The sequence below is a fragment of the Streptosporangium sp. NPDC003464 genome, from assembly GCF_053588315.1.
In genome coordinates this window covers 1-19,389 of the sequence record NZ_JBSFPS010000101.1, presented here as the reverse complement: position 1 = coordinate 19,389, position 19,389 = coordinate 1, and the positions used below count along the sequence as shown (strand labels likewise).

Below are 19,389 nucleotides of genomic sequence, written 5' to 3'. Positions count from 1 at the left end.
TCTCCGGCCGGCCGGGGAAGTCGAGCCTCTGCTCTCGGGCCGGACGGGGCAGGGGACGGTGCCCGCCGACGTCCGGCCCTCGGCTCTCTCAGTCTTCGCCGTGATAGGCGCGCAGCGCGTGGCGTGCCTGGTGACGGCTGCGGCGGCGCTCTTCGCGCCGGAAGCGGTACCACTCCCGGCCCCCGTCGCCGCGGCCGCAGTGGAACAGGTAGTAGGCGTGGGCGGTGGCGCCCCAGTAACAGCCGTCCGTGCGGTGGCTCAGGGACGCGCTGCCGGCGGTGATCTCCTCCGGCAGCGTGCACGGCCCGGACCGGTGATCATGCACGGGCAGGCAGGTCACCATCGGCGCCTCGGCCATCCGCACCCACCAGGGCCGGGTCTTGTCGGTCTTGCTCATACGGTCACCTTTCGGCTCCGTGACACCCCGGGATGGGGCTGTCATGGGACCGGATGCACCGTGATCACCTCCGACTCCGCGCGATGGACCGGGACCGAGCGCGATGGCCGGGACCGAGGGTGAGGTTGCCGCTCGGAGAGGCCGGCTCCCACGCTACCTCGGGCCGCGGGAGCCCGGCGAGTGGCGGGACGGGACTAGCCGCGGGCGGAGATGCCGCCGTCCACGGGGATGACCGCCCCGGTGAGATAGGCGCCCGCCCGCGATGACAGGAAGATCGCGGTGCCGGCCATGTCCTCCGGGCTGCCGATGCGGCCCAGCGGCACGTGGGACTCGATCGCCGAGCGGGTCGCCGGGTCGTCGAGCGCGAAGGCCATCATCTTCGACTCGAACGGGCCCGGCGCGATGGCGTTGACCGTGATCGACTCGCCGGCCAGCCGCTGGGACAGGTGCCGGGTGAGCATGTGCACGGCCGCCTTGGCCGCCGAGTAGGCGTAGTTCTCCATCGCGGGCACCCGCATCCCGTCGATCGACCCGATGTTGATCACCCTGGCCGGGTCCTCCGGGGCCGCGGCGGCGCGCAGCAGCGGCAGGAAGCGCTGGGTCAGGTGGAAGACGCCCTTGACGTTGATCCCCCAGAGCTTGTCGAAGGCGTGCTCCGGATACTCCTCAAGGGGTGCGCCCCAGGTCGCTCCGGCGTTGTTGACCAGCACGTCCAGCCGTGACTCCCGCGCGGTGACCGCCGCGACGAGCGTGCGGGCGCCGTCCTCGGTGGACAGGTCGGCCGGCACGGCGACGCATCCCAGCTCGGCGGCCGTCTTCTCGACCTCGGCGGCCTTGCGCGAGGAGATGTAGACGGTCGCCCCGGCCGCCACGAAACCGGCCGCGATCATCCTGCCGATCCCGCGCGAGCCGCCGGTGACGACGACGGTCTTGCCTTCCACCGAGAACAGATCCATGGTCGGCAGCATGCCGCACCGCCGGACACCCGTCCATACCGAACGGTTGGTTGAAAATTAACGTCACGGAAAGAAACAAGAATGAAACAATCTTCCACCGCTCGTTGACGTGCGGCGTCTCTATGGTGTGCCTTCGTCTACAACGGACCACCGGCTCGGAGATGGGACACCACCATGACGAGAATGGGCGCGCGGCTGGCCGCGCTCGGCCTGACCCTGCTGTTGGCGATACTCCCGGCGACGCAGGCGCTGGCCGGACAGGCGCCCGCGACGGGCAGGAAAATCGTGCGGGTGGGCGCCCTGCAGGCCGTCGACTCGCTGAACCCGTTCCTGGCGGTCCGGGTGGTCTCCTCCTCTATCCACCGGTGGATGTACGGCTTCCTCACCGTCCCCGACCCCAAGACCCTGCAGCCGAGCCCCGACCTGGCCGAGTCGTGGGAGACGGCCGACGACAAGCTGACCTGGACCTTCAAGATCCGCGCCAACGCCAAGTGGTCGGACGGCCGGCCGGTCACCGCGCAGGACGCCGCGTGGACCTTCAACACGGTCATGACCGTCGACGCGGCCAAGCAGGCCAACGGTCCGGCGGTGGAGAACTTCGAGAGCGTCACGGCGACCGATGACCGGACCCTGGTCATCAAGACCAAGAAGCCGCAGGCCTCGATGCTGGAGAACCCCGTCCCGATCGTGCCCAAGCACGTCTGGGAGAAGGTCGGCGACCTCGGCAAGTTCGAGAACGACCGGTTCCCGGCCGCCGGCAGTGGCCCGTACCTCCCGGTCGAGTACAAGAAGGACGCCTACATCAAGCTCAGGGCCAACCCCGACTACTGGCGGGGCGCCCCCAAGATCGACGAGCTGCACGTCGTCTTCTACGAGAACCCCGAGGCCGCCATCGCGGGCCTGAAGAAGGGCGACATCGACCTGATCGGCCGGCTGGACGCTCCCCAGTTCCAGGCGCTGGCGGGCGCTCCGGACATCGTCCAGTGGAACACCCCCGGCCGCCGGGCCGCCTACCTGCAGATCAACCACGGGGCGAAGACGATCGACGACAAGCCGGTCGGCGACGGGCACCCGGCCCTGAAGGACCCGAAGGTCCGGCAGGCCATCCACTACGCGATCGACAAGCAGGCACTGGTCGACCAGGTGCAGAACGGCCTGGCCGTGCCGGCCGACGGGTCCGTCATCCCGCCGATGTACAAGGACTTCTTCTGGAAGGCCGAGGGCGACGACCTCGTCACCCACGACGTGGCGAAGGCCAACAAGATCCTCGATGACGCCGGCTACAAGAAGGGTCCCGACGGGATCCGGACGATGCCCGACGGCGAGCGCAAGCTGGAGATGCGCTTCAGCATCCACACCGAGGTCCCGGTCGAGGACAAGCTCGCGCAGTTCCTGACCGGCTGGTTGAAGGACATCGGCATCGCGCTCACGACGAAGAAGCTCGACTCCAGCAAGTTCACCGAGGAGACCGGCTTCACCGGTCTGTTCGACATCGCGATCAGCGGCTGGTCGGTCAACCCCGATCCCGAGGAGATCCTGGCCACCCACCTGTGCAGCCGCCGGCCCACGGCCGGCGGCGAGGGCGGCGGCACCGAGTCGTTCTACTGCGACCCCGAGTACGAGAAGCTCTACCAGGAGCAGCTGACCGAGCTCGACCGCGCCAAGCGCATCGAGATCATCAAGCAGATGCAGAGGCGCCTCTACACCGACGCCCCGGTCATCGCCATCTACTATCCCAACAACCTCGAGGGCTACCGCAAGGACAAGATCACCAGCATCACCCCGATCCCCGAGGACAAGGGCCTGCTGTACGGCGGCAGCAGCTCCTGGCCCTTCTACTCGCTGGACGCGGTGGCCGCGCCGGCGGCGGGCCCGTCCGGCGGCGGCCTCGGCACCGGCCTCGTCGCGGGCATCGCCGCCGCCGTGGTCGTCCTGGGCGCGGGCGGTCTCCTGCTCGCCAGGCGGCGCCGCTCCGCGGCGGACGAACGCGAGTGACCCCTCGATGACAGCGCCTCTCGACACCGAGCCCGCCGCCGGCCCGGCGGCGGGCTCCGGCCAGGAGCGCGGCGCCCGCCGTACGGTGCTGCGCTACGCGCTGGCGAAGGCCGGCGGGGCCGTGCTCAGCGTCGCCATGGTCATCGTCGCGACGTTCTTCGTCTTCCGGCTGATCCCCGGCGACCCCGCGATCGCCTACACGCGCGACGTACCACTCAGCCCCGAACAGCTCGACCTGCTCCGCCACCAGATGGGGCTCGACAGGCCCCTGGCGCAGCAGTTCCTCGACTTCGTGCTGCGGACCCTCCGGCTGGACCTCGGCACCTCCTACGAGTACAAGCGCCCGGTCGTCGACCTCATCGGCGAGCGGGTCGGCCCGACGCTGGTGCTGGTGGGCACCGGACTGGTCATCGCGGTCAGCCTGGGTCTGTGGCAGGGCACCCGGGCGGCGTGGAAGCACGGCAGCCGGTTCGACCGCCTGTCCACCGGCCTGTCGCTCGTCCTGTGGTCGGTGCCGACGTTCTGGCTGGGACTGCTGCTGCTGATGGTCCTGGCCGCCGGGGTGGGGCCGATCCCGGGGATGTTCCCCACCCGGGGCATGGAGGGGATCGACGCGCCAGACGGGCCCGCCTACCTCCTGCACGTCGCCCACCACCTCGTGCTGCCGTGCCTCACGCTGGTCGCCGTGGTCTACGCGCAGTACCTGCTGGTCATGCGCTCCTCGCTGCTCGACGAGATCGGCCAGGACTACGTGACCACCGCGCGCGCCAAGGGGCTGCGCGACGACGAGGTACGGCGGCGCCACGCCGTGCCCAACGCGCTCCTGCCGACCGTGACGCTGGTGTTCATCCACATCGGGTTCGTGGTCGGGGGAGCGGTCTCGGTGGAGACCGTCTACTCCTGGCCGGGTCTCGGCCTGCTGTTCTACGAGGCGATCAAGGGACCGGACTTCGCGGTCATGCAGGGGACGTTCATGGTGGTGTGCACCGCGGTGATCGTCATGAACACGCTGGCCGACGTGGCCTACCACGTCCTGGACCCGAGGGTGAGGTCGGCGTGAGCGTCACCTGGACCCGCCGCAGGGCGGCGCTGTCGCGCTTCTGGCGGGACTACCGCCGGCAGCGGGCCGGACTGTACGGCGCCGCGATCCTGATCACGGCCGTCGTCCTGGCCCTCCTCACCCCGCTGGTCACCGACCCGGCCGGGATGGACGTCACCAAGGCGACGGGCGCCAAGATGGCCGCCCCGAGCCTGGACTTCCCGCTGGGCACCGACGAGTCGGGCCGGTCCGTCCTGCTGATGATCCTGTGGGGCTCGCGTGTCTCGCTGCTCATCGGCTTCATGTCGGCCCTGCTCAGCATGACCATCGGCACGGTGATGGGCATCACGGCGGGTCACTTCCGCGGCTGGACCTCGGCCGTGCTGATGCGGATCACCGACTGGTTCCTGGTCCTGCCCTCGCTCGTGCTGGCCCTGGTGCTCGCGGCCATCCTCGGCGGCGGCACCTCCACCATCATCCTGGCGATCGGCGTGACCTCCTGGGCGTCCACCGCGCGGCTGATCCGGGCGCAGACCCTGTCGGTCGAGGCCAGGCCCTACATCGAACGCTCCAGAGCCCTCGGCGCGGGACACTGGCACATCATGACCAGGCACGTGCTGCCGAACGTCGCCCCGCTGGTGCTGGCCAACACCACCCTGCAGGTGGCCAGCGCCATCGTCGCCGAGTCGACGCTGGCCTTCCTCGGCGCCGACTCGGGCAGCGTGTCGTGGGGCGGCATGCTGCGCGGCTCCTACGACTGGGGCGCCGCCACCTCCGGCGCGTGGTGGTACATCCTCGCGCCCGGCCTGTGCATCGTCGCGGTCGTCATGGCGTTCACGCTCTGCGGCCGGGCGCTGGAGGCCGTACTCAACCCACGCCTGCGGGGGGCCTCGTGACTCTGCTCGAACTGCGCGATGTGACGGTGACCTACCGGGGCACCGCCGGAGAGGTGCCCGCCGTACGGGGGGTGTCCCTGGACCTGGCCGCCGGTCAGGCCCTCGGCGTGGCGGGGGAGTCCGGGTCGGGCAAGTCGACGCTGGCCATGGCCCTGCTGCGGCTGCTCCCCCGGGACGCGCGCGTGTCCGGCGAGATCCTGCTGGACGGGGAGGACGTGCTCACGATGAAGTGGGGACGGCTGCGCGCGGTGCGGTGGGCGTCGGCCTCGGTGGTCTTCCAGGGGGCCCAGCACGCCCTGAACCCGGTGCGGCGGATCGAGGACCAGCTCGCCGAGCCCCTGCTGGTCCACAGGCTGGCGACCCCGGCCGCGGCCCGCCGGAAGGTGGCGGAGCTGCTGGAACAGGTCGGCATGCCCGCCTGGCGCGCCCGCGGCTACCCGCACGAGCTGTCCGGCGGGCAGCGTCAGCGGGTGATGATCGCCATGGCGCTGGCCTGCTCGCCACGCCTGATCATCGCCGACGAGCCGACGACGGCCCTGGACGTCATGATCCAGGCCCAGGTGCTCGCGCTGATCCGCTCGCTCATCGCCGAGCACGGCATCAGCATGATCATGATCTCCCACGACCTGTCGGTCCTGGCCTCGATGTGCGACCGGCTGGCGGTCATGTACGCCGGGCGCGTGGTCGAGTCGGGCCCCTCGTACGAGGTCTTCCAGGACGCCCGCCACCCCTACAGCCGGGCGCTGGCCGCCGCCTTCCCCACGGTCGGCGACCCCGCCTCCCGGATGGCGCCCAAGGGCCTGGGCGGGGACCCGCCCGACCCCCGGCACCTGCCCACCGGCTGCTCCTTCCACCCGAGGTGCCAGGTCTCCCTGCCCTCGTGCGCGTCGCGGGAGGTCGAGCTGTGGCCCGCGGGCGGCGGCCCGGCCCCGGCCCCGCACACCGCCGCGTGCGTGCGCGTCCTGCCGGAGACGGCCGGGGCACAGGGTGAGCAGGGTGAGGAGCCAGGGGCGCACGGTGAGGAGCCCGGGGCATGGGGCGCCGTGTCCGGCCGGCCGGTGGAGGAGGTCCAGTGACCGGGCGGATCACACGCACCGGCAAGCACCGCATCTCGGTCGTCCGACCGACGGAGGGGGCCGCATGAGCCTGCTGGAAGCCCGCGACCTGCACGTGGAGTTCTCCTCACGCGGGCGGCGCGCCCGCGCGGTGGACGGGGTGAACCTCCAGGTGGGCGAGGGGGAGATCGTCGCGCTGGTGGGTGAGTCCGGCTGCGGCAAGACGACGCTGGCGCGTACCCTGCTCGGCCTGGAGCGGCCCACCTCGGGATCGGTCCTGTACGGCGGGGCGTCCCTGTCCTACGGCTCGCGCGCCCTGAAGGCGTACCGCCGCGAGGCGCAGCTCGTGCTGCAGGACCCGACCGGGTCGCTCAACCCCCGGCACACCGTCTACGAGGCGGTGGCCGAGGGGCCGCGGATCCACCGCCTGCCCGGGGAGGAGGAGCGGGTCGCCTCGGCGCTGTCGCACGCCGGGCTGCGCCCGCCGGAGCGCTTCTTCCACTCCTACCCCCACGAGCTGTCCGGCGGCCAGCGCCAGCGCGTCGTCATCGCCGGCGCCCTCGCGCTGGAGCCCCGGCTCCTGGTGGCCGACGAGCCGGTGGCCTCGCTGGACGCCTCGGTCCGCGGCGAGATCCTCGCCCTGCTGCTGCGGCTCCGCGCCGAGCTGGGCCTGTCGGCCCTGGTGGTCACCCACGACCTCGGGCTGGCCTGGAACATCGCCGACCGCGTCGCGGTGATGTATCTCGGCAGGATCGTCGAGTCAGGACCCGTCGAGCAGATCCTGAAGTCGCCGTCCCACCCCTACACGCAGGCGCTGCTGTCGGTGCTCCCCGAGTCGCCGTCGCCGGTCGTGCTGGGCGGCGAGCCGCCGGACCCGACCCGGATCCCGCAGGGCTGCCGCTTCCACCCGCGCTGCCAGGTCCTGGCCGCGGGCGCGGCCGCCGAGGCCGGGGTCGACGGGCGGTGCAGATCACAGCCGCTGCCCGTGCTCCCCTCCGTGCCCGGGTCGCAGGCCGCCTGCCACTACGCCGGGGCGCGCCGGGGACAGCCGCGGCCGTGATCCGGCGCCCTCAGAGGCCGGGGAGGCGGCCGTTGCGGAACAGGTCGACGAAGCGCTGGTGGTCGGTCCTGGCCTGCGCGCCGTAGGAGTGGGCGAACTCGACGAGCATGGCGGTGAAGCCGTCGGCGTCGCCGCCGATCACGGCCACGATCGCGTCCTCGGTGGAGAAGTCGACCAGGTCGTGGCTGGACTCGTCGTCGGCCACCGAGTGCATCCGGGCCACGGCCCGGCCGAGGTCGCCGATCACCGAGGCCAGCTCGTCCGGCTCGTTGACGTCGCCCCAGTCGAGGTCGGCGGAGTAGGGGGAGACCTCGGCGACGAGCTGGCCGACGCCGTTCAGGGTGGTGTAGCCGAGCCACGGGTCGGCGTAGGCCTGCAGGGCCCGCTGCGACTCGGCGGTGCGGTGGCCCTGGTGCCTGAAGTAGCCGTGCACCTTCTCGTCGGAGATGTGCCGGGCCACGGCGGGGACCTGGGCCTGCTTCATGTAGAGGATGACGTCGTTCTCCAGGGCCTGGGTGTGGCCCTCCAGCAACATGTTGTAGGAGGGCAGCCCGGCCGAGCCGATGCCGACGCCCGTGCGGAGCGCGAAGTCCTTGATCCGGTGCTCGACCCCGGAGACGGCGGGGAGCGTGGTCAGGTAGTCCTGGAAGGCCGCCTCCACCGCGTGCCGGGTCTCCTCGTCGATCGGGAAACGGCCCTCCATGGCGGCGAACCTGCGGTCGAAGTTGTCGATCGTGGTCTCGGCGTCCAGCAGCGCCACCCGGGTGTTGAGCCGGGCCACCTGCAGCACCCGGTGGAGCACGCCGGTGGTGGTCTCCAAGGTCAGCGAGCCGATCGCGTCGTCCCCGCCCTCGGAGATGCCGGTCAGCTCGGCGAGGTAGGCGTGGGCGAACCCGGCCACCAGATCGGTGATCACCTCGTCCGACAGCGCCTTGGCGTATCCGATGAGCGCGACGCTGGCCACGAACCGCTTGAGGTCCCAGACATAGGGGCCGACATAGGCCTCGTCGAAGTCGTTGACGTTGAAGACCAGGACGCCCGAGGCGTTCATGTAGGTGCCGAAGTTCTCGGCGTGCAGGTCACCGTGGATCCACACCCGGCGCGTCTGGCCGTCGAGGAAGGACCCGTCGGCGAACGCCCCGGTCATGTCCGCGTAGAACAGGCTGGCGCTGCCCCGGTAGAAGGCGAAGGGCGAGGCGGCCATCTTCCGGAACTTGCGCCGGAAGGCCGCGGGGTCGCGCTTGATGGAGTCACCGAACTCGGTGATCAGGACGTCGAGAATGTGCGCCGAGCGCCCATCGGTGGTCATGATGCGCACGTTAGAGGGAGAAGCCCGAACCGCGCCATATGCGGGACGTCACGGATCTGGAACGTACCAATGACCCGCCGGTCATGACCGCTCCCCGGCACGGCACGGACCGAGGGGGTCGTGACTGCTCCCCGGCGCGGCGCGGCACGGACCGAGGGGAGGGGCGTGGCGGCGGACGCCGTGCCGCCTCCCCCCGCTCGGGCGCTCTCACTTACCGGGTGCCGGCCCCGCCGCTACCGCCACTACCGCCGCCGGATCCGCCACCGGACCCGCCGCTACCGCCGCTACCGCCGCCGCCACCGGCCCCGCCGGATCCGCCGGATCCACCGCCGGACCCGCCACCGGGTCCGCCGCTACCGCCACCGCCACCGCCGCCGGGCGGCGTGGTCGTGGTCGTGGGCTTGGACGAGGGCTTGGGCTGCGTGCAGCTGTGGTAGCCCTCGTTGTAGCCGTCCCGGAATCCCTTGGCGTAGTTCCCGGAACCGCTGATGTTGAGGTCGTGGGGCCGCCCGGCCTTGCAGTCGCTCCGGCCGTCCGCGAAGCCGTCTCGTCTACCCGCTCTGTACCGTTTACCGGGCTTTTCGGATGTGGAGGTGAGCACGGTCGTCAGGTTCACCACGGTGCCGGTCCCCGCCGGCTGCACGGGGCCGGGGACGGCCATGGCCTGCGAGGGCACGGCGGGTCCCAGCGCGAGGGCGCCCAGGAGCGCCGGCCCCATCAGCAGCAGACGTCGCTTGCCATGCATGCCTGTCTCCTTTCGGCGGCAGGGCCGTCCACGGCACCATCCGGCGGCCGGGTCCGGCCCTGACCTCCTCGTTCATCGTGACCAGCCAGGCGTCACCCGGCCGCGACGCCGGTGTGATGCGGGCGTGACCACGCATGCGGGCGTGACCACGCCGCAGGGCAGGCCGGGCTCCGCCGGCAGGTGAGACCGCCGTCAGCGGCCGATGCCCGGGCGCAGCCCGGCGACGAGTCCGCACAGGCGTGGCGTCGGCTGAAGGCCCAACTCGGCCTGGAGATGGTGGCTGTAGTGCTCGAAGCACCGCAGCGCCTCGGCCTGGTTGCCCTCGGCCAGGTAGGCCCGGATGAGCGCGGCGCGGGCGCTTTCGCGCAGCGGTTCGGCGCGCACGGCCACGCTGGCGGCGGCGACCGCGTCGGCGTACCGGCCGGCCGTGATGAAGTCGGCGGTCAGCGCCTCCAGCGCGTGCAGGCGCCGCTGGTGCCACTCCTCCGCCTCGACGACGGCCCAGTCGTCGTACCAGCCGGGCAACAGGCTGTCCGACAGCAGGGCGACGGCCTCCGCGCTGAGGTCCCGCTCGTGGGTCGGCGTGGTGGGGTCGAGGACGCGCCGGGCCAGTGACCGGGCCTCGTGGAAGTCGACGTGGGCCCCGGGGCGCAGGCATATCTCGGTCGAACCGACGCTGAGCACCTGCCGTCCGGCGCCGTTCAGGCGGACCAGCGCCGAGCGCAGGCTCGCACCCGCGCGCCGCTCCGGCGCGTCGGGCCAGAGGGTCCCCGCCAGCAGGTTGCGGGGCACGGGACGGCCGCACAGGGCGACGAACGCCAGGAGGCGCTCGGACCCGCCGGAGACCGTCACCTGGCCGCCCGCGGCCAGCAGCCGGAAGCCGCCCAGAAGGGCGAGGCGCGGAGGGGACTGGTCGCTGCTCTCCATGGTCCTCCCGTCCCCCCACCTCGGGGAACAGAGCCGTTCGGTCGGCAGCCCTTCCATCTCCGACTATTGTCCGATACCCACCCAAGCCGTGTCGACCCACTCACGCTCTTCGATCTCGGCTCTGAGCTGGGCCGATGTCGACGGCGCCGGCCGTACGGGCCGCAGGGCGCGCGGTCCTACGGGTGGCGGCTGGAGACCGAGACCACCTCGCCGGTCATGTACGTGGAGTAGTCGCTCGCCAGGAAGACGATCACGTTGGCCACCTCCCACGGCTCGGCCGGGCGGCCGAACGCCTCGCGGGCGGTGAGCTCGGCGAGCAGCTCGTCGCTGGTGACCTTGGCCAGGAAGGGGTGCATGGCCAGGGACGGGGCGACCGCGTTGACCCGGACGCCGTGCGGGGCGGCCTCCACGGCGGCGCATCTGGTCAGCGCCATCACCCCGGCCTTGGCGGCGGCGTAGTGGGACTGGCCCTCCTGGGCCCGCCAGCCGATCACCGAGGAGTTGTTGACGATCACCCCCGAGCCCCGCGGGACCATCAGCCGCAGGGCGGCCCGGGTGCAGCGCATCGTGCCGGTGAGGGTCACCCCCAGCACCGCGTCCCACTGCCCGTCGGTCATGTCGACGAGCCTGGCCGTACCGCCCAGGCCGGCGTTGTTGACCACCACGTCCAGCCGCCCGTGCGCCTGCTCCACCGCTTCGAACAGCTCCTGGACCTGGGCCTCGGAGGTGACGTCGCACGGCACCGCGAGCGGCCGGACCCCGGTCAGCTCGGCCAGCGCGTCGGCGGCCTCGCCCAGCCGCCGCTCGTGGCGGTCGGAGATGACCACGCTGGCGCCCTCCTCGGCGCAGCGCCGGGCCGTGGCGTATCCGATGCCCGCGCCGGCCGCGGCCGTGACCAGCGTGACCTTCCCGTCGAGCAGGCCGTGGGGGCGGGGGTAGGGGGGAGGCGGAGGGATCACCTGGGCTCCGTTCCGGCGGGGGGAGGGGGCGGGCACGGCCGGCTCAGCCCTTGGGCAGGCCCAGGGTGCGCTCGGCGATGATGTTGCGCTGGATCTCGCTGGACCCGGCGTAGATGGTGTCGGCGCGGCTGAACAGGTAGAGCCGCTGCAGGTCGTTCAGCTCGTACGGCGGGCCGTCGGCGACCAGGCCCTCCCGGCCCTGGACGGCCTGGGCCAGCTCGCCCAGCCGCCGGTGCCACTCCGACCAGTAGAGCTTGCCGATCGACACCTCGGGGCCCGGTTCCCCGGCCGACAGCGAGGTCATCGTGCGCAGCGCGTTCAGGCGCATGATCTGCAGCTCCAGCCATGACTGGACCAGCCGGTCGCGCAGGACCGGGTCGGCGGCGGCCCCGGTCCGCCTCGCGGTCTCCACGACCCCGGCGAACTCCCGCTGGAAGCCGATCTGCTGGCCGAGGGTGGAGGCGCCGCGCTCGTAGCCGAGCGTGGCCATGGCCACCCGCCAGCCCTCGCCGGGGGCGCCCAGGACGTTGGCGGCGGGGGTGCGGGCACCGTCGAAGAAGACCTCGTTGAACTCGCTGGTGCCGGTCATCTGGACGATGGGCCGGACCTCGACGCCCGGCTGGTCCATCGGGACCAGCAGGTAGGACAGGCCCCGGTGCCGCTGCGAGCCGGGCTCGGTCCGGGCGATCACGAAACACCAGTCGGCCACGTGGGCCAGTGAGGTCCACACCTTCTGGCCGGTGATCACCCAGTGGCCGTCTTCGAGGTGGGCGCGGGTCCGCACGCCGGCCAGGTCGGAGCCCGCGTCGGGTTCGGAGTAGCCCTGGCACCACAGCTCCTCGCCCCGCCGGATGGGGGGCAGGAAGCGCCGTCGCTGCTCCTCGGTGCCGTGGTCGATGATGGTCGGCCCGATCAGCCCCTCGCCGATGTGCCCGACCCTGGCCGGGGCCGCCGCGCGGGCGTACTCCTCGTGGAAGGCGACCTGCTCCTCCAGCGTCGCGTCCCGCCCGCCGTACTGCCTGGGCCAGCCCAGGCACGTCCAGCCGGCCTCGCCGAGCAGCCGCTCCCAGGCCAGGCGGACGTCGTGGCCCTCGTGCTCGCGGCCCGGCCCGCCCAGACCGCGGGCGTGCGCGAACTCGCCGTCGAGATGCTCGGCCAGCCAGGCGCGGATCTCCTCGCGCAGGGTCATGAGCGGAACCGGCCGTAGCCGCCCCGGAAGAACAGCAGCGGCCCGCCGTCGCCGTGGAGGCCGAGCTGGTGGACCCGGGCGACGACGATGACGTGGTCGCCCGCCGGGTGCTCGGCCTCGATCGTGCAGTCGATCCAGGCCAGCGCCTCGTCGATCACCGGGCTGCCGCCGGGGGAGTCGGTCCAGGTCAGGCCGGCGAACTTGGCGCCGCCCCGGCTCGCGAGCGCGGCGCAGACCGCTTCCTGGTGCTCGGCGAGCACGTTGACGGTCTGGCTCTTGGCCGCGCGCAGGCGCGGCCAGCTCGTGCTGGTGTGCGCCACGCAGAAGGCCACCAGGGGTGGGTCCAGCGAGACCGAGGTGAAGGAGTTGGCGGCCAGGCCGCACGGCTCGCCGCTGTCGGGGTCGATGGCGGTGATGGCGACGACGCCGGTGGCGAAATGGCCCAGCACGGAGCGGAACCATGTGCCGTCCACGGCCTGGGCGCGGTTGTCGGCTCCGTCGGACAGGCCTTGGGGAAGGCCACTGTGCATGGCGACTCCGTTGGCGATGATCCCGCGTGCGCCGGGGGTGACGCGCAGGTGACCGTCCGGCTCCAGCAGCCGGGCCGCATGGGTGTTCATGGTCGCACTCGCCTCCTCGATCGCGCCAGGTCGGCCCCCGAGGGAAGTTCGGCGGCGGACGGCGTCCTCCGCCGTCTCCGTTCATATTACCAAGCGCTTGCTTGGATGACAGTGGAGCGCCGGAAAAAGTGGCGGCCGTCACGCCCCGTTGACACCCAGGGGCGGTCCTGCCTAGCATTTGGCCAAGCGCTTGCTTGTATTCGGAGGGGTGTGCGTGGGCGGTTTCCGGGACCGTACGGCCGTCGCGGGGGTCGGATACACGCGCCTGTCCAGGGACTCCGGGGTGAGCACGCTGACCCTGGCCTGTGAGGCGGTCCTGGCCGCGCTGGAGGACGCCGGACTGACCGTCGACGACGTCGACGGGATCGCCACCCACCGGGTCGGCGACTCCGCCGCCCCCTCGGTGGTCGGCCCCGCGCTCGGCATCCACCGGCCGGCCTGGCACCTGGACCAGTTCGGCGGCGGCAGCGTCTCCCACGCGGTGGTCGGGCAGGCCGCGCTCGCGGTCGCGGCGGGGGTGGCCGAGACGGTCGTCTGCTACCGGGCGATCAACGCCCGCTCGGAGTTCCGGATGGGCGGCACGGGTCGGGGGCTGCCGGCCGGCCCGGAGGTGCAGTATCAGGCGCCCTACGGATACTTCGCGCCGCCGCAGCAGTACGCGATGGTCGCCCGCGCCCACATGGCGAGGTACGGCACGCGGCCCGAGCACTTCGGCCGGCTCGCCGTCACGCAGCGGGCCAACGCGGCGCGCAACCCCCGCGCGCTCATGCGCACCCCGATCACCCTGGACGACTACCTGGGCAGCCGGTGGATCGCCGAGCCGTTCCGGCTGCTCGACTGCTGCCTGGAGACCGACGGGGCCTGCGCGCTCGTCATCACCGGCGCGGACCGGGCCCGTGACCTGAGGCGGCCGCCCGTGCTGATCTCCGCGGCGGCGTGGGGCGGCGGCGACTCCTTCCTGTCCGGCGGCGGCGCGGACGTCACGGTGACCGCCGCGGCCGAGCTGGCCCCCCGCCTCTACCGCCAGGCGGGTGTCGGTCCGGCCGAGATCGACGTGGCCGAGATCTACGACTGCTTCACCTACTCAGTGATCGTGCAGCTGGAGGACTACGGCTTCTGCGCCAAGGGCGAGGGCGGGCCGTACGTCGCCTCCGGCGCCACCGCGCTCGGCGGCGAGCTGCCGGTCAACACGCACGGCGGGTTCCTGTCCGAGGGATACGTGCACGGCGTCAACCACATCGCCGAGGCCGTCTCGCAACTGCGGGGCGATGCGGGCGAGCGGCAGGTGGAGGGCGCCGAGGTGGCCCTGTCCACCGCCCAGCCCGGCTACATCCTGCCCGCCACCTCGGCCCTGATCCTCCGGAAGGGGTGAGCGTGCGCCCGGTCACCGATCGCGACTCGGCGGAGTGGTGGGAGCGGGTCGCCCGGCACGAGTTCGCCGTCCAGGAGTGCGACTCCTGCGGCACGCTCCGCTTCCCGGCCCGGGCCTACTGCCACCGCTGCCGGACCCGCCGGTGGCACTGGCGGCCGATCGCCCCGGCCGGCCGCGTCGAGAGCTGGATCGTCAGCCACCAGCCCTTCCTCGCCGGGGTGACCGAGCCCTACGTCGTGGTGATGGTACGGCTGGCGGACGCGCCCGAATGCGTGATGTACGGCAACTGGGACTGGCCGGAGCCGCCGGTCGCGGGCGGGCCCGTCCGGGCGGTCTTCGCCGTGGTGGACGAGGAGCTGTCCCTGATCAACTGGCGGCCGGCGGAGTGACGCGGCCGCGGGGGACGTGCGGCCCGGGAGCGCCGGGGGAGGCCCCGGGCCGCACGTCCGGTCGAGGTCGGGACGGGCCGCCGGAGCCGACGGAGGGCGCGTCCTGACGGGAGCGCGCCCTGGCGGGCGTGGGGGACCCGCCAGGACGCGCTCCGTCCCCGGCGCGGCGGTGTGAGGACCCCGGCGAGGGTTGGGGTCCTGGCACCGGCTAATCGCGCGCGGAGCGGGTGGGGGGAGAGGCGTGGCCCCGGGGGCCCGTCCTCTCCCCGGAGGGGGCACCGCGGGCCGGCGACCGGTGGTGGCGTGAGATGAGACGCGCCGCCCCGACCGGGTCGCCGGCCGGGTGGGAGGTCTCGCGGCCGGCCTCGCTCCACACGAACAGGCCGCTCTTGCACCACACGGTGAGATCGGTCAGCACCGAAAGCACGGACATCCCGCTCCCGTTGCTCTGGTAGGTGTGGGTGAATCCCTGGCGATGCAACGCGTAGCGCAGTAAACGTGTTGCCTCGCAGGGATCGCGCCAGGGCAGGTAGGGCGCGTCCGCGCGGATCGACGGCACCGGTCTCACCTCCTCGCCGACCTTTCGATGGATTTGTACCAACGATTGGATAATGCGGGTCTTGGGAGGTTGGGTCAAGGGGCTGTTCCCCGCTAGAACCAGATCGTCTAGTTTTGTTGGCACAAAGGGGACTAAATGGCACGGTCAACGCTGTATCAGTTGGTGGCCTCCGAGCTTCGGAGGACCATCTACTCCGGTGCGCTCGGACCGGGAGATCAGCTGCCGACCGAAGCGGAGCTCATGCTGACCCACCAGGTCAGCCGTAACACCGTGCGGCTCGCCCTCGGTGAGCTGGTCAACGAGGGCCTGGTCACCCGCACCCCGCGCAGGGGCACCGTGGTCAGGGAGCGCCGCCCGCTGCTCATCCACCCCCAGCGAGAGCTCCAGCCGCAGCCCGAGGAGACCAGGGAGGCATTCGCCTGGGCGGTCTCCCAGGAGGGCCGCGAGCCCAGCCAGGAGATCGAGGTCTCGATCGTGCAGCCCGTCGAGGAGATCGCCAGCAGGCTGGAGCTGCCCGACGAGGAGCTCGCCGTGGTCCGCCGCAGGCTCCGGTTCGTGGACGGCCAGCCGTACAACACCAACGACTCCTACTTCCCCCTGGCGCTGGTCGCCGGCTCCGAGATCGCCCGTCCCGGCGACATCATGCGCGGCGCCAACCGGGTGCTGGAGGAGCTCGGCCACCCCCAGGTCCGCGTGGTGGACGACATCTGGGCGCGGATGCCCACCAGCTCGGAGGCCGAGCGGCTCCAGCTCCAGTCGGGGACGCCCGTGGTCGTCTACGTCCGGGTCGGATACGACGAGACCGACACCGCCGTACGTGTCGCCGTGTCGGTGCTCCCCGCCGACAAGCACCTGATCAGATACGAGCTGGAAAGCCGTTGACGTCTCCGTGGCCGCCCTGACGGGGCGGCCCGAACACCGTCCGCGCCGCGGGCGACCACCGGGTCGCGCCGGCCGGACGGGCAGGCGCGGCCTGTTCCCGCCGCTCCCCTCAGACCCCTAGGCGTCCCGCCTAGCCGGGCATGGATACCGCGCGCCATCATCCGGCCACTTTCCGTGTCCACTCCCGCACCCAGTGCAACGAAGGGATCAATCATGCACTCCGACACCTTCCACCCCACCACCGCACGCCGGCTCGCGCTGCGCAGGGCGACCGGGGCCGACCTCCCGGGAGTGCTCGCGCTCCTCGCCGAGACGGCCGGCTGGCTGAACCGCCGCGGCGTGCGCCAGTGGCCCGCCGGAGGCTTCCCGGCCGAGCGCATCGCCCCGCTGATCGAGGAGGGGACCATGTATCTGCTGGACGGCGAGGAGGGGCCCGCCGCCACCCTCGCCCTGGACGGCCACGCCGACCCCGAGTTCTGGGCCGCCGAGGACGGCCCGGAGTCGGCGCTCTACGTCCACAAGCTGTCGGTGGCGCGGGCCCACTCCGGCCGCGGCCTGGGGGAGGCGCTGCTCGACTGGGCGGGCCTGCGGGTGCTGGCGACGGGCAGGCGTTGGCTCCGGCTTGACTGCTCCAAGGACAACGCGCGACTGCAGGACTACTATCGGGGCCAGCGTTTCGCCCACCTCCGCACGGTCGATCTGCCGCACCGTGCCTCGGGGGCGCTGTTCCAGCGCGCCGGAGGTCTGCGCGGCGGTGCCGCCGGTGCCGCGCTGCCCTTCGTCGACCTGCGTGGATCCTCCGTGAGGCAGCATGTCTGAACCACGGCGATCCTAGGACAAAGTCATCCGATAGCCTCACTCCATGACCGGATCCTTGCTTGAGGTGATCGCGCTCGACGTGCGTGACGCCGTCGCGGCGGAAGAAGGCGGTGCCGACCGCCTGGAGATCGTCGTCGACATGGCGTCGGACGGGCTCACCCCCGCGGTGGAGACGGTCGCGGCGATCTCCAAGGAGTGCGCGCTGCCGCAGATGGTGATGTTGCGCGGCGAGCCCTCGTTCCTGGCCACGCCCGAGTCGCTGGAGGGCCTGCGGCGCGATGCCAGGGCCCTCTCCGAGGCGGGCGCGGCCGGGTTCGTGTTCGGCTTCCTCGACTCCGCCGGGGCGGTCGACCTGGCCGCCACCGAGGCGCTCATCCACGCCGTCGCCCCGCTGCCCTGGACCTTCCACCGGGCGGTCGACCACGCGGCCGACCTCCAGGCGGGCTGGCGGGCCGTCCGGCTGCTGCCCAACCTCGCCACCGTCCTCACCTCGGGCGCGCCCAGCGGCGTGGCCGACGGACTGGCGCTGCTCAAGACCCGGTGCGAGGCCGGCGACGGCCCGCTGATCATGGCGGGCGGCGGGCTCCGGCCGGGTCACGTCCCGGCGCTGCTGGAGTACGGCGTGCGGGCCTTCCACGTCGGCAGCGCCGTGCGGCCGTCGTGGTCCGACCCGGTCGACCCGCACCTGGTCCGCCGGTGGCGCGCCCTGATCGACTGACGGCCGTCAGGCCGTCCCGAGGGCCAGGTCGGCGCGCCGGAGTGCGGCGGCCATCGTCCTGACCGTGGCGGGCTCGTCCATCACGCCGCCGCCCGCCTCGCGCTGCTCCTCCCAGGCGCGCACCCGCCGCGCGTACTCCTCGTAGCGCGACAGATGGAAGTGGTAGACCGCGACGTAGCGGCTGACCAGGTGCGAGGGGTGCATGTCCCAGCCCTGGTAGAAGCCGTGGCTCAGGGAGTGCCTGATCAGCGCCACGTGCCGCCACCACAGGTTCCGCACGACGTATCTGTCGTCGGAGGCGGGCGAGGCGGCCAGCGAGCCGTCCGACAGCTCCACCCCGGTCCCGGCGAAGGCCGTCTGCATGACGTGCCGGGCGTGGTCGCAGGCCGGATGGTCCAGCCGCTGCTCGTGCGGGGGCAGGGAGCAGCTCGCCGTGTAGTCGAAGACGCCGAAGTGCGCCGCGGCCAGCCGGCCCCCGAGCGAGGAGACCAGGCCGGCGTCGAGGAAGCGCACCGTCTGGGTGGCCTCCACCTGCATCTCGAACCGGAGCGTGCCCCCGGCGAGGCCGAGCCCCCGCTCCAGCGCCTCCAGGCAGTCGGCGAACTGGCCGAGGTAGGCCCTCATCAGGACCTTGGGGAAGGTGACCACGAACCCTCCCGGCAGGTGCCCGACCCGGTCGATCACCCCGGTCAGGAACCCGTCCAGCGTGCGCAGGCTCCGGACCGGGTCGCCGTCGGCGAACGACTTCACCCGCAGCCCCCAGCGGCGCGGGAGCGTCCCGCCCGCGTGCAGGGCCGCGACGGCCTCCGCCGCCCGCGCGACGTGGCCGTCCTCCTCCCCGGGACGCAGGCCGTACCCGTCCTCGAAGTCCACCCGCAGGTCCTCGATCGGCTCCCGGTCGAGCTTGGCGGCGACCTTCTCGTGCACGGCCTTCGCGGTCTGCTCGTGCATCTCGAAGAGCCTGGCCAGGTCCTTCCTGGACAGGTGCCGCCCGAGCAGGTCCCGCGCCTCCTCACCCCACGCCGCCACCGTCCCCGCGTCGAACCGGTCGGCGGGGACGTAGACGGTGTGCACCGGCTGCCACCCCACCGTCGCCGCCGTCGCCGGATAGGCCGCCGACTGCTCGCGGTGGGTCTGCTCGAAGCCGGGGATCAGGGCCGACGGGTCGGCGAGTGTGACGCGCATGGCGGTGCTCCTCGTGGGCGGGCCGGGCTTCGCCCCTCAATGCTCGGCCGTTCCCGGGCGCCCTGTCCATGCCTGCGTGGTGCGGTGGCCGGGTCGCCGTGTCCGTGCCTGCGCGGTCCGACGGTCCGGCGGCGGGCCGCCCCGCCGATCTCCGGCACCGGCCCGCCGCACCGCCGGGTCATCGGCCGGAGGCGGTGAGCATGGCGGCGAGACCGAGGAGCTTGACGCGCTCGCCGCGGCCCAGGGTCCTGGCCAGGGCCGCCTCCGCCTCCTCGATGCCGAGGCCGATGACCTCGCCGTTGCCGACTCCCCAGGGTC

Annotated in this window: 20 protein-coding genes; 10 read left to right on the top strand and 10 right to left on the bottom strand. The window is 72.5% G+C overall.

The window, feature by feature from the left end; genetic code table 11:
- Window positions 1-88 precede the first annotated feature (88 nt).
- Window positions 89-397, bottom strand: coding sequence for a hypothetical protein (locus ACWDS7_RS22685; RefSeq protein ID WP_451930882.1), 309 nt, complete (start codon window positions 395-397; stop codon window positions 89-91).
- Window positions 398-591: 194 nt separating this feature from the next.
- Complete coding sequence (locus tag ACWDS7_RS22680) at window positions 592-1,353, bottom strand: SDR family oxidoreductase (RefSeq protein WP_451930881.1); 762 nt, start codon at window positions 1,351-1,353, stop codon at window positions 592-594.
- A gap of 174 nt (window positions 1,354-1,527) precedes the next feature.
- Between ACWDS7_RS22680 and ACWDS7_RS22675 the strand changes: the two genes are divergently transcribed.
- The 5 genes from ACWDS7_RS22675 (at window position 1,528) to ACWDS7_RS22655 (ending at window position 7,398) form a co-directional block, all read left to right on the top strand.
- A complete protein-coding gene (locus ACWDS7_RS22675; RefSeq protein WP_451930880.1) occupies window positions 1,528-3,348 on the top strand; it encodes an ABC transporter substrate-binding protein in 1,821 nt (606 codons plus the stop codon).
- Window positions 3,349-3,355: 7 nt separating this feature from the next.
- Entirely contained in the window at window positions 3,356-4,408 is a 1,053-nt protein-coding gene (locus tag ACWDS7_RS22670; RefSeq protein ID WP_306856869.1) for an ABC transporter permease, read from the top strand.
- Window positions 4,405-5,283, top strand: coding sequence for an ABC transporter permease (locus ACWDS7_RS22665; protein WP_451930879.1), 879 nt, complete (start codon window positions 4,405-4,407; stop codon window positions 5,281-5,283). The genes ACWDS7_RS22670 and ACWDS7_RS22665 overlap by 4 nt, the downstream gene beginning before the upstream one ends.
- On the top strand, window positions 5,280-6,359 hold the full coding sequence (locus ACWDS7_RS22660) for an ABC transporter ATP-binding protein (protein WP_451930878.1): 1,080 nt from the start codon (window positions 5,280-5,282) through the stop codon (window positions 6,357-6,359). Before ACWDS7_RS22665 ends, ACWDS7_RS22660 begins: the two co-directional genes overlap by 4 nt.
- 64 nt (window positions 6,360-6,423) lie before the next feature.
- Window positions 6,424-7,398 (top strand): ABC transporter ATP-binding protein, encoded by a 975-nt coding sequence (locus tag ACWDS7_RS22655; protein WP_451930877.1) that lies wholly within the window; start codon window positions 6,424-6,426, stop codon window positions 7,396-7,398.
- 10 nt (window positions 7,399-7,408) lie between these two features.
- Here ACWDS7_RS22655 and ACWDS7_RS22650 read toward each other — a convergent pair whose 3' ends face one another.
- The 6 genes from ACWDS7_RS22650 to ACWDS7_RS22625 form a co-directional block, all read right to left on the bottom strand.
- Window positions 7,409-8,707 carry a DUF2252 domain-containing protein gene (locus ACWDS7_RS22650; protein ID WP_306856876.1) on the bottom strand — a complete coding sequence of 433 codons (1,299 nt, stop codon included), beginning with the start codon at window positions 8,705-8,707 and terminating at the stop codon, window positions 7,409-7,411.
- Between the two features lie 211 nt (window positions 8,708-8,918).
- Window positions 8,919-9,452, bottom strand: coding sequence for a hypothetical protein (locus ACWDS7_RS22645; protein ID WP_451930876.1), 534 nt, complete (start codon window positions 9,450-9,452; stop codon window positions 8,919-8,921).
- 192 nt (window positions 9,453-9,644) lie between these two features.
- Window positions 9,645-10,379: an AfsR/SARP family transcriptional regulator gene (locus ACWDS7_RS22640; RefSeq protein WP_451930875.1), complete on the bottom strand. Its 735-nt coding sequence runs from the start codon at window positions 10,377-10,379 to the stop codon at window positions 9,645-9,647.
- Window positions 10,380-10,555: 176 nt separating this feature from the next.
- The gene (locus tag ACWDS7_RS22635; protein WP_306858542.1) at window positions 10,556-11,335 is read right to left on the bottom strand and encodes an SDR family oxidoreductase; all 780 of its coding nucleotides are present in this window, start codon (window positions 11,333-11,335) and stop codon (window positions 10,556-10,558) included.
- Between the two features lie 46 nt (window positions 11,336-11,381).
- Window positions 11,382-12,527 (bottom strand): acyl-CoA dehydrogenase family protein, encoded by a 1,146-nt coding sequence (locus tag ACWDS7_RS22630; protein ID WP_451930874.1) that lies wholly within the window; start codon window positions 12,525-12,527, stop codon window positions 11,382-11,384.
- Window positions 12,524-13,147 carry a flavin reductase family protein gene (locus ACWDS7_RS22625; RefSeq protein WP_451930873.1) on the bottom strand — a complete coding sequence of 208 codons (624 nt, stop codon included), beginning with the start codon at window positions 13,145-13,147 and terminating at the stop codon, window positions 12,524-12,526. Before ACWDS7_RS22625 ends, ACWDS7_RS22630 begins: the two co-directional genes overlap by 4 nt.
- 214 nt (window positions 13,148-13,361) lie before the next feature.
- Here ACWDS7_RS22625 and ACWDS7_RS22620 point away from each other — a divergent pair, with 214 nt between their 5' ends.
- Window positions 13,362-14,519, top strand: a complete 1,158-nt coding sequence (locus ACWDS7_RS22620; RefSeq protein ID WP_451930872.1) for a thiolase C-terminal domain-containing protein — start codon at window positions 13,362-13,364, stop codon at window positions 14,517-14,519.
- 2 nt (window positions 14,520-14,521) lie between these two features.
- On the top strand, window positions 14,522-14,908 hold the full coding sequence (locus ACWDS7_RS22615; RefSeq protein WP_306856885.1) for a Zn-ribbon domain-containing OB-fold protein: 387 nt from the start codon (window positions 14,522-14,524) through the stop codon (window positions 14,906-14,908).
- Window positions 14,909-15,116: 208 nt separating this feature from the next.
- Here ACWDS7_RS22615 and ACWDS7_RS22610 read toward each other — a convergent pair whose 3' ends face one another.
- A complete protein-coding gene (locus ACWDS7_RS22610; RefSeq protein ID WP_451930871.1) occupies window positions 15,117-15,467 on the bottom strand; it encodes a hypothetical protein in 351 nt (116 codons plus the stop codon).
- A 135-nt stretch (window positions 15,468-15,602) separates the two neighbouring features.
- On the opposite strand from ACWDS7_RS22610, the gene ACWDS7_RS22605 reads away from it, so the two are divergent.
- From ACWDS7_RS22605 to ACWDS7_RS22595, 3 genes are all read left to right on the top strand, one after another.
- Entirely contained in the window at window positions 15,603-16,349 is a 747-nt protein-coding gene (locus tag ACWDS7_RS22605) for a GntR family transcriptional regulator (protein ID WP_306856887.1), read from the top strand.
- Between the two features lie 213 nt (window positions 16,350-16,562).
- Entirely contained in the window at window positions 16,563-17,168 is a 606-nt protein-coding gene (locus ACWDS7_RS22600; RefSeq protein WP_451930870.1) for a GNAT family N-acetyltransferase, read from the top strand.
- 43 nt (window positions 17,169-17,211) lie between these two features.
- Entirely contained in the window at window positions 17,212-17,886 is a 675-nt protein-coding gene (locus tag ACWDS7_RS22595; RefSeq protein ID WP_306856891.1) for a copper homeostasis protein CutC, read from the top strand.
- Window positions 17,887-17,892: 6 nt separating this feature from the next.
- Here ACWDS7_RS22595 and ACWDS7_RS22590 read toward each other — a convergent pair whose 3' ends face one another.
- Window positions 17,893-19,071, bottom strand: coding sequence for a DUF6986 family protein (locus tag ACWDS7_RS22590; protein ID WP_451930869.1), 1,179 nt, complete (start codon window positions 19,069-19,071; stop codon window positions 17,893-17,895).
- Window positions 19,072-19,389: the final 318 nt, after the last annotated feature.

What these genes read in the sequence shown, in the direction of transcription:
- ACWDS7_RS22605 (WP_306856887.1), top strand. Translation starts at nt 15,603, where the DNA reads ATGGCACGGTCAACGCTGTATCAGTTGGTGGCCTCCGAGCTTCGGAGG.
- ACWDS7_RS22685 (WP_451930882.1), bottom strand. Translation starts at nt 397, where the DNA reads ATGAGCAAGACCGACAAGACCCGGCCCTGGTGGGTGCGGATGGCCGAG.
- ACWDS7_RS22680 (WP_451930881.1), bottom strand. Translation starts at nt 1,353, where the DNA reads ATGGATCTGTTCTCGGTGGAAGGCAAGACCGTCGTCGTCACCGGCGGC.
- ACWDS7_RS22625 (WP_451930873.1), bottom strand. Translation starts at nt 13,147, where the DNA reads ATGAACACCCATGCGGCCCGGCTGCTGGAGCCGGACGGTCACCTGCGC.
- ACWDS7_RS22590 (WP_451930869.1), bottom strand. Translation starts at nt 19,071, where the DNA reads ATGCGCGTCACACTCGCCGACCCGTCGGCCCTGATCCCCGGCTTCGAG.
- ACWDS7_RS22640 (WP_451930875.1), bottom strand. Translation starts at nt 10,379, where the DNA reads ATGGAGAGCAGCGACCAGTCCCCTCCGCGCCTCGCCCTTCTGGGCGGC.
- ACWDS7_RS22650 (WP_306856876.1), bottom strand. Translation starts at nt 8,707, where the DNA reads ATGACCACCGATGGGCGCTCGGCGCACATTCTCGACGTCCTGATCACC.
- ACWDS7_RS22675 (WP_451930880.1), top strand. Translation starts at nt 1,528, where the DNA reads ATGACGAGAATGGGCGCGCGGCTGGCCGCGCTCGGCCTGACCCTGCTG.
- ACWDS7_RS22670 (WP_306856869.1), top strand. Translation starts at nt 3,356, where the DNA reads ATGACAGCGCCTCTCGACACCGAGCCCGCCGCCGGCCCGGCGGCGGGC.
- ACWDS7_RS22645 (WP_451930876.1), bottom strand. Translation starts at nt 9,452, where the DNA reads ATGCATGGCAAGCGACGTCTGCTGCTGATGGGGCCGGCGCTCCTGGGC.
- ACWDS7_RS22655 (WP_451930877.1), top strand. Translation starts at nt 6,424, where the DNA reads ATGAGCCTGCTGGAAGCCCGCGACCTGCACGTGGAGTTCTCCTCACGC.
- ACWDS7_RS22630 (WP_451930874.1), bottom strand. Translation starts at nt 12,527, where the DNA reads ATGACCCTGCGCGAGGAGATCCGCGCCTGGCTGGCCGAGCATCTCGAC.
- ACWDS7_RS22600 (WP_451930870.1), top strand. Translation starts at nt 16,563, where the DNA reads ATGCACTCCGACACCTTCCACCCCACCACCGCACGCCGGCTCGCGCTG.
- ACWDS7_RS22595 (WP_306856891.1), top strand. Translation starts at nt 17,212, where the DNA reads ATGACCGGATCCTTGCTTGAGGTGATCGCGCTCGACGTGCGTGACGCC.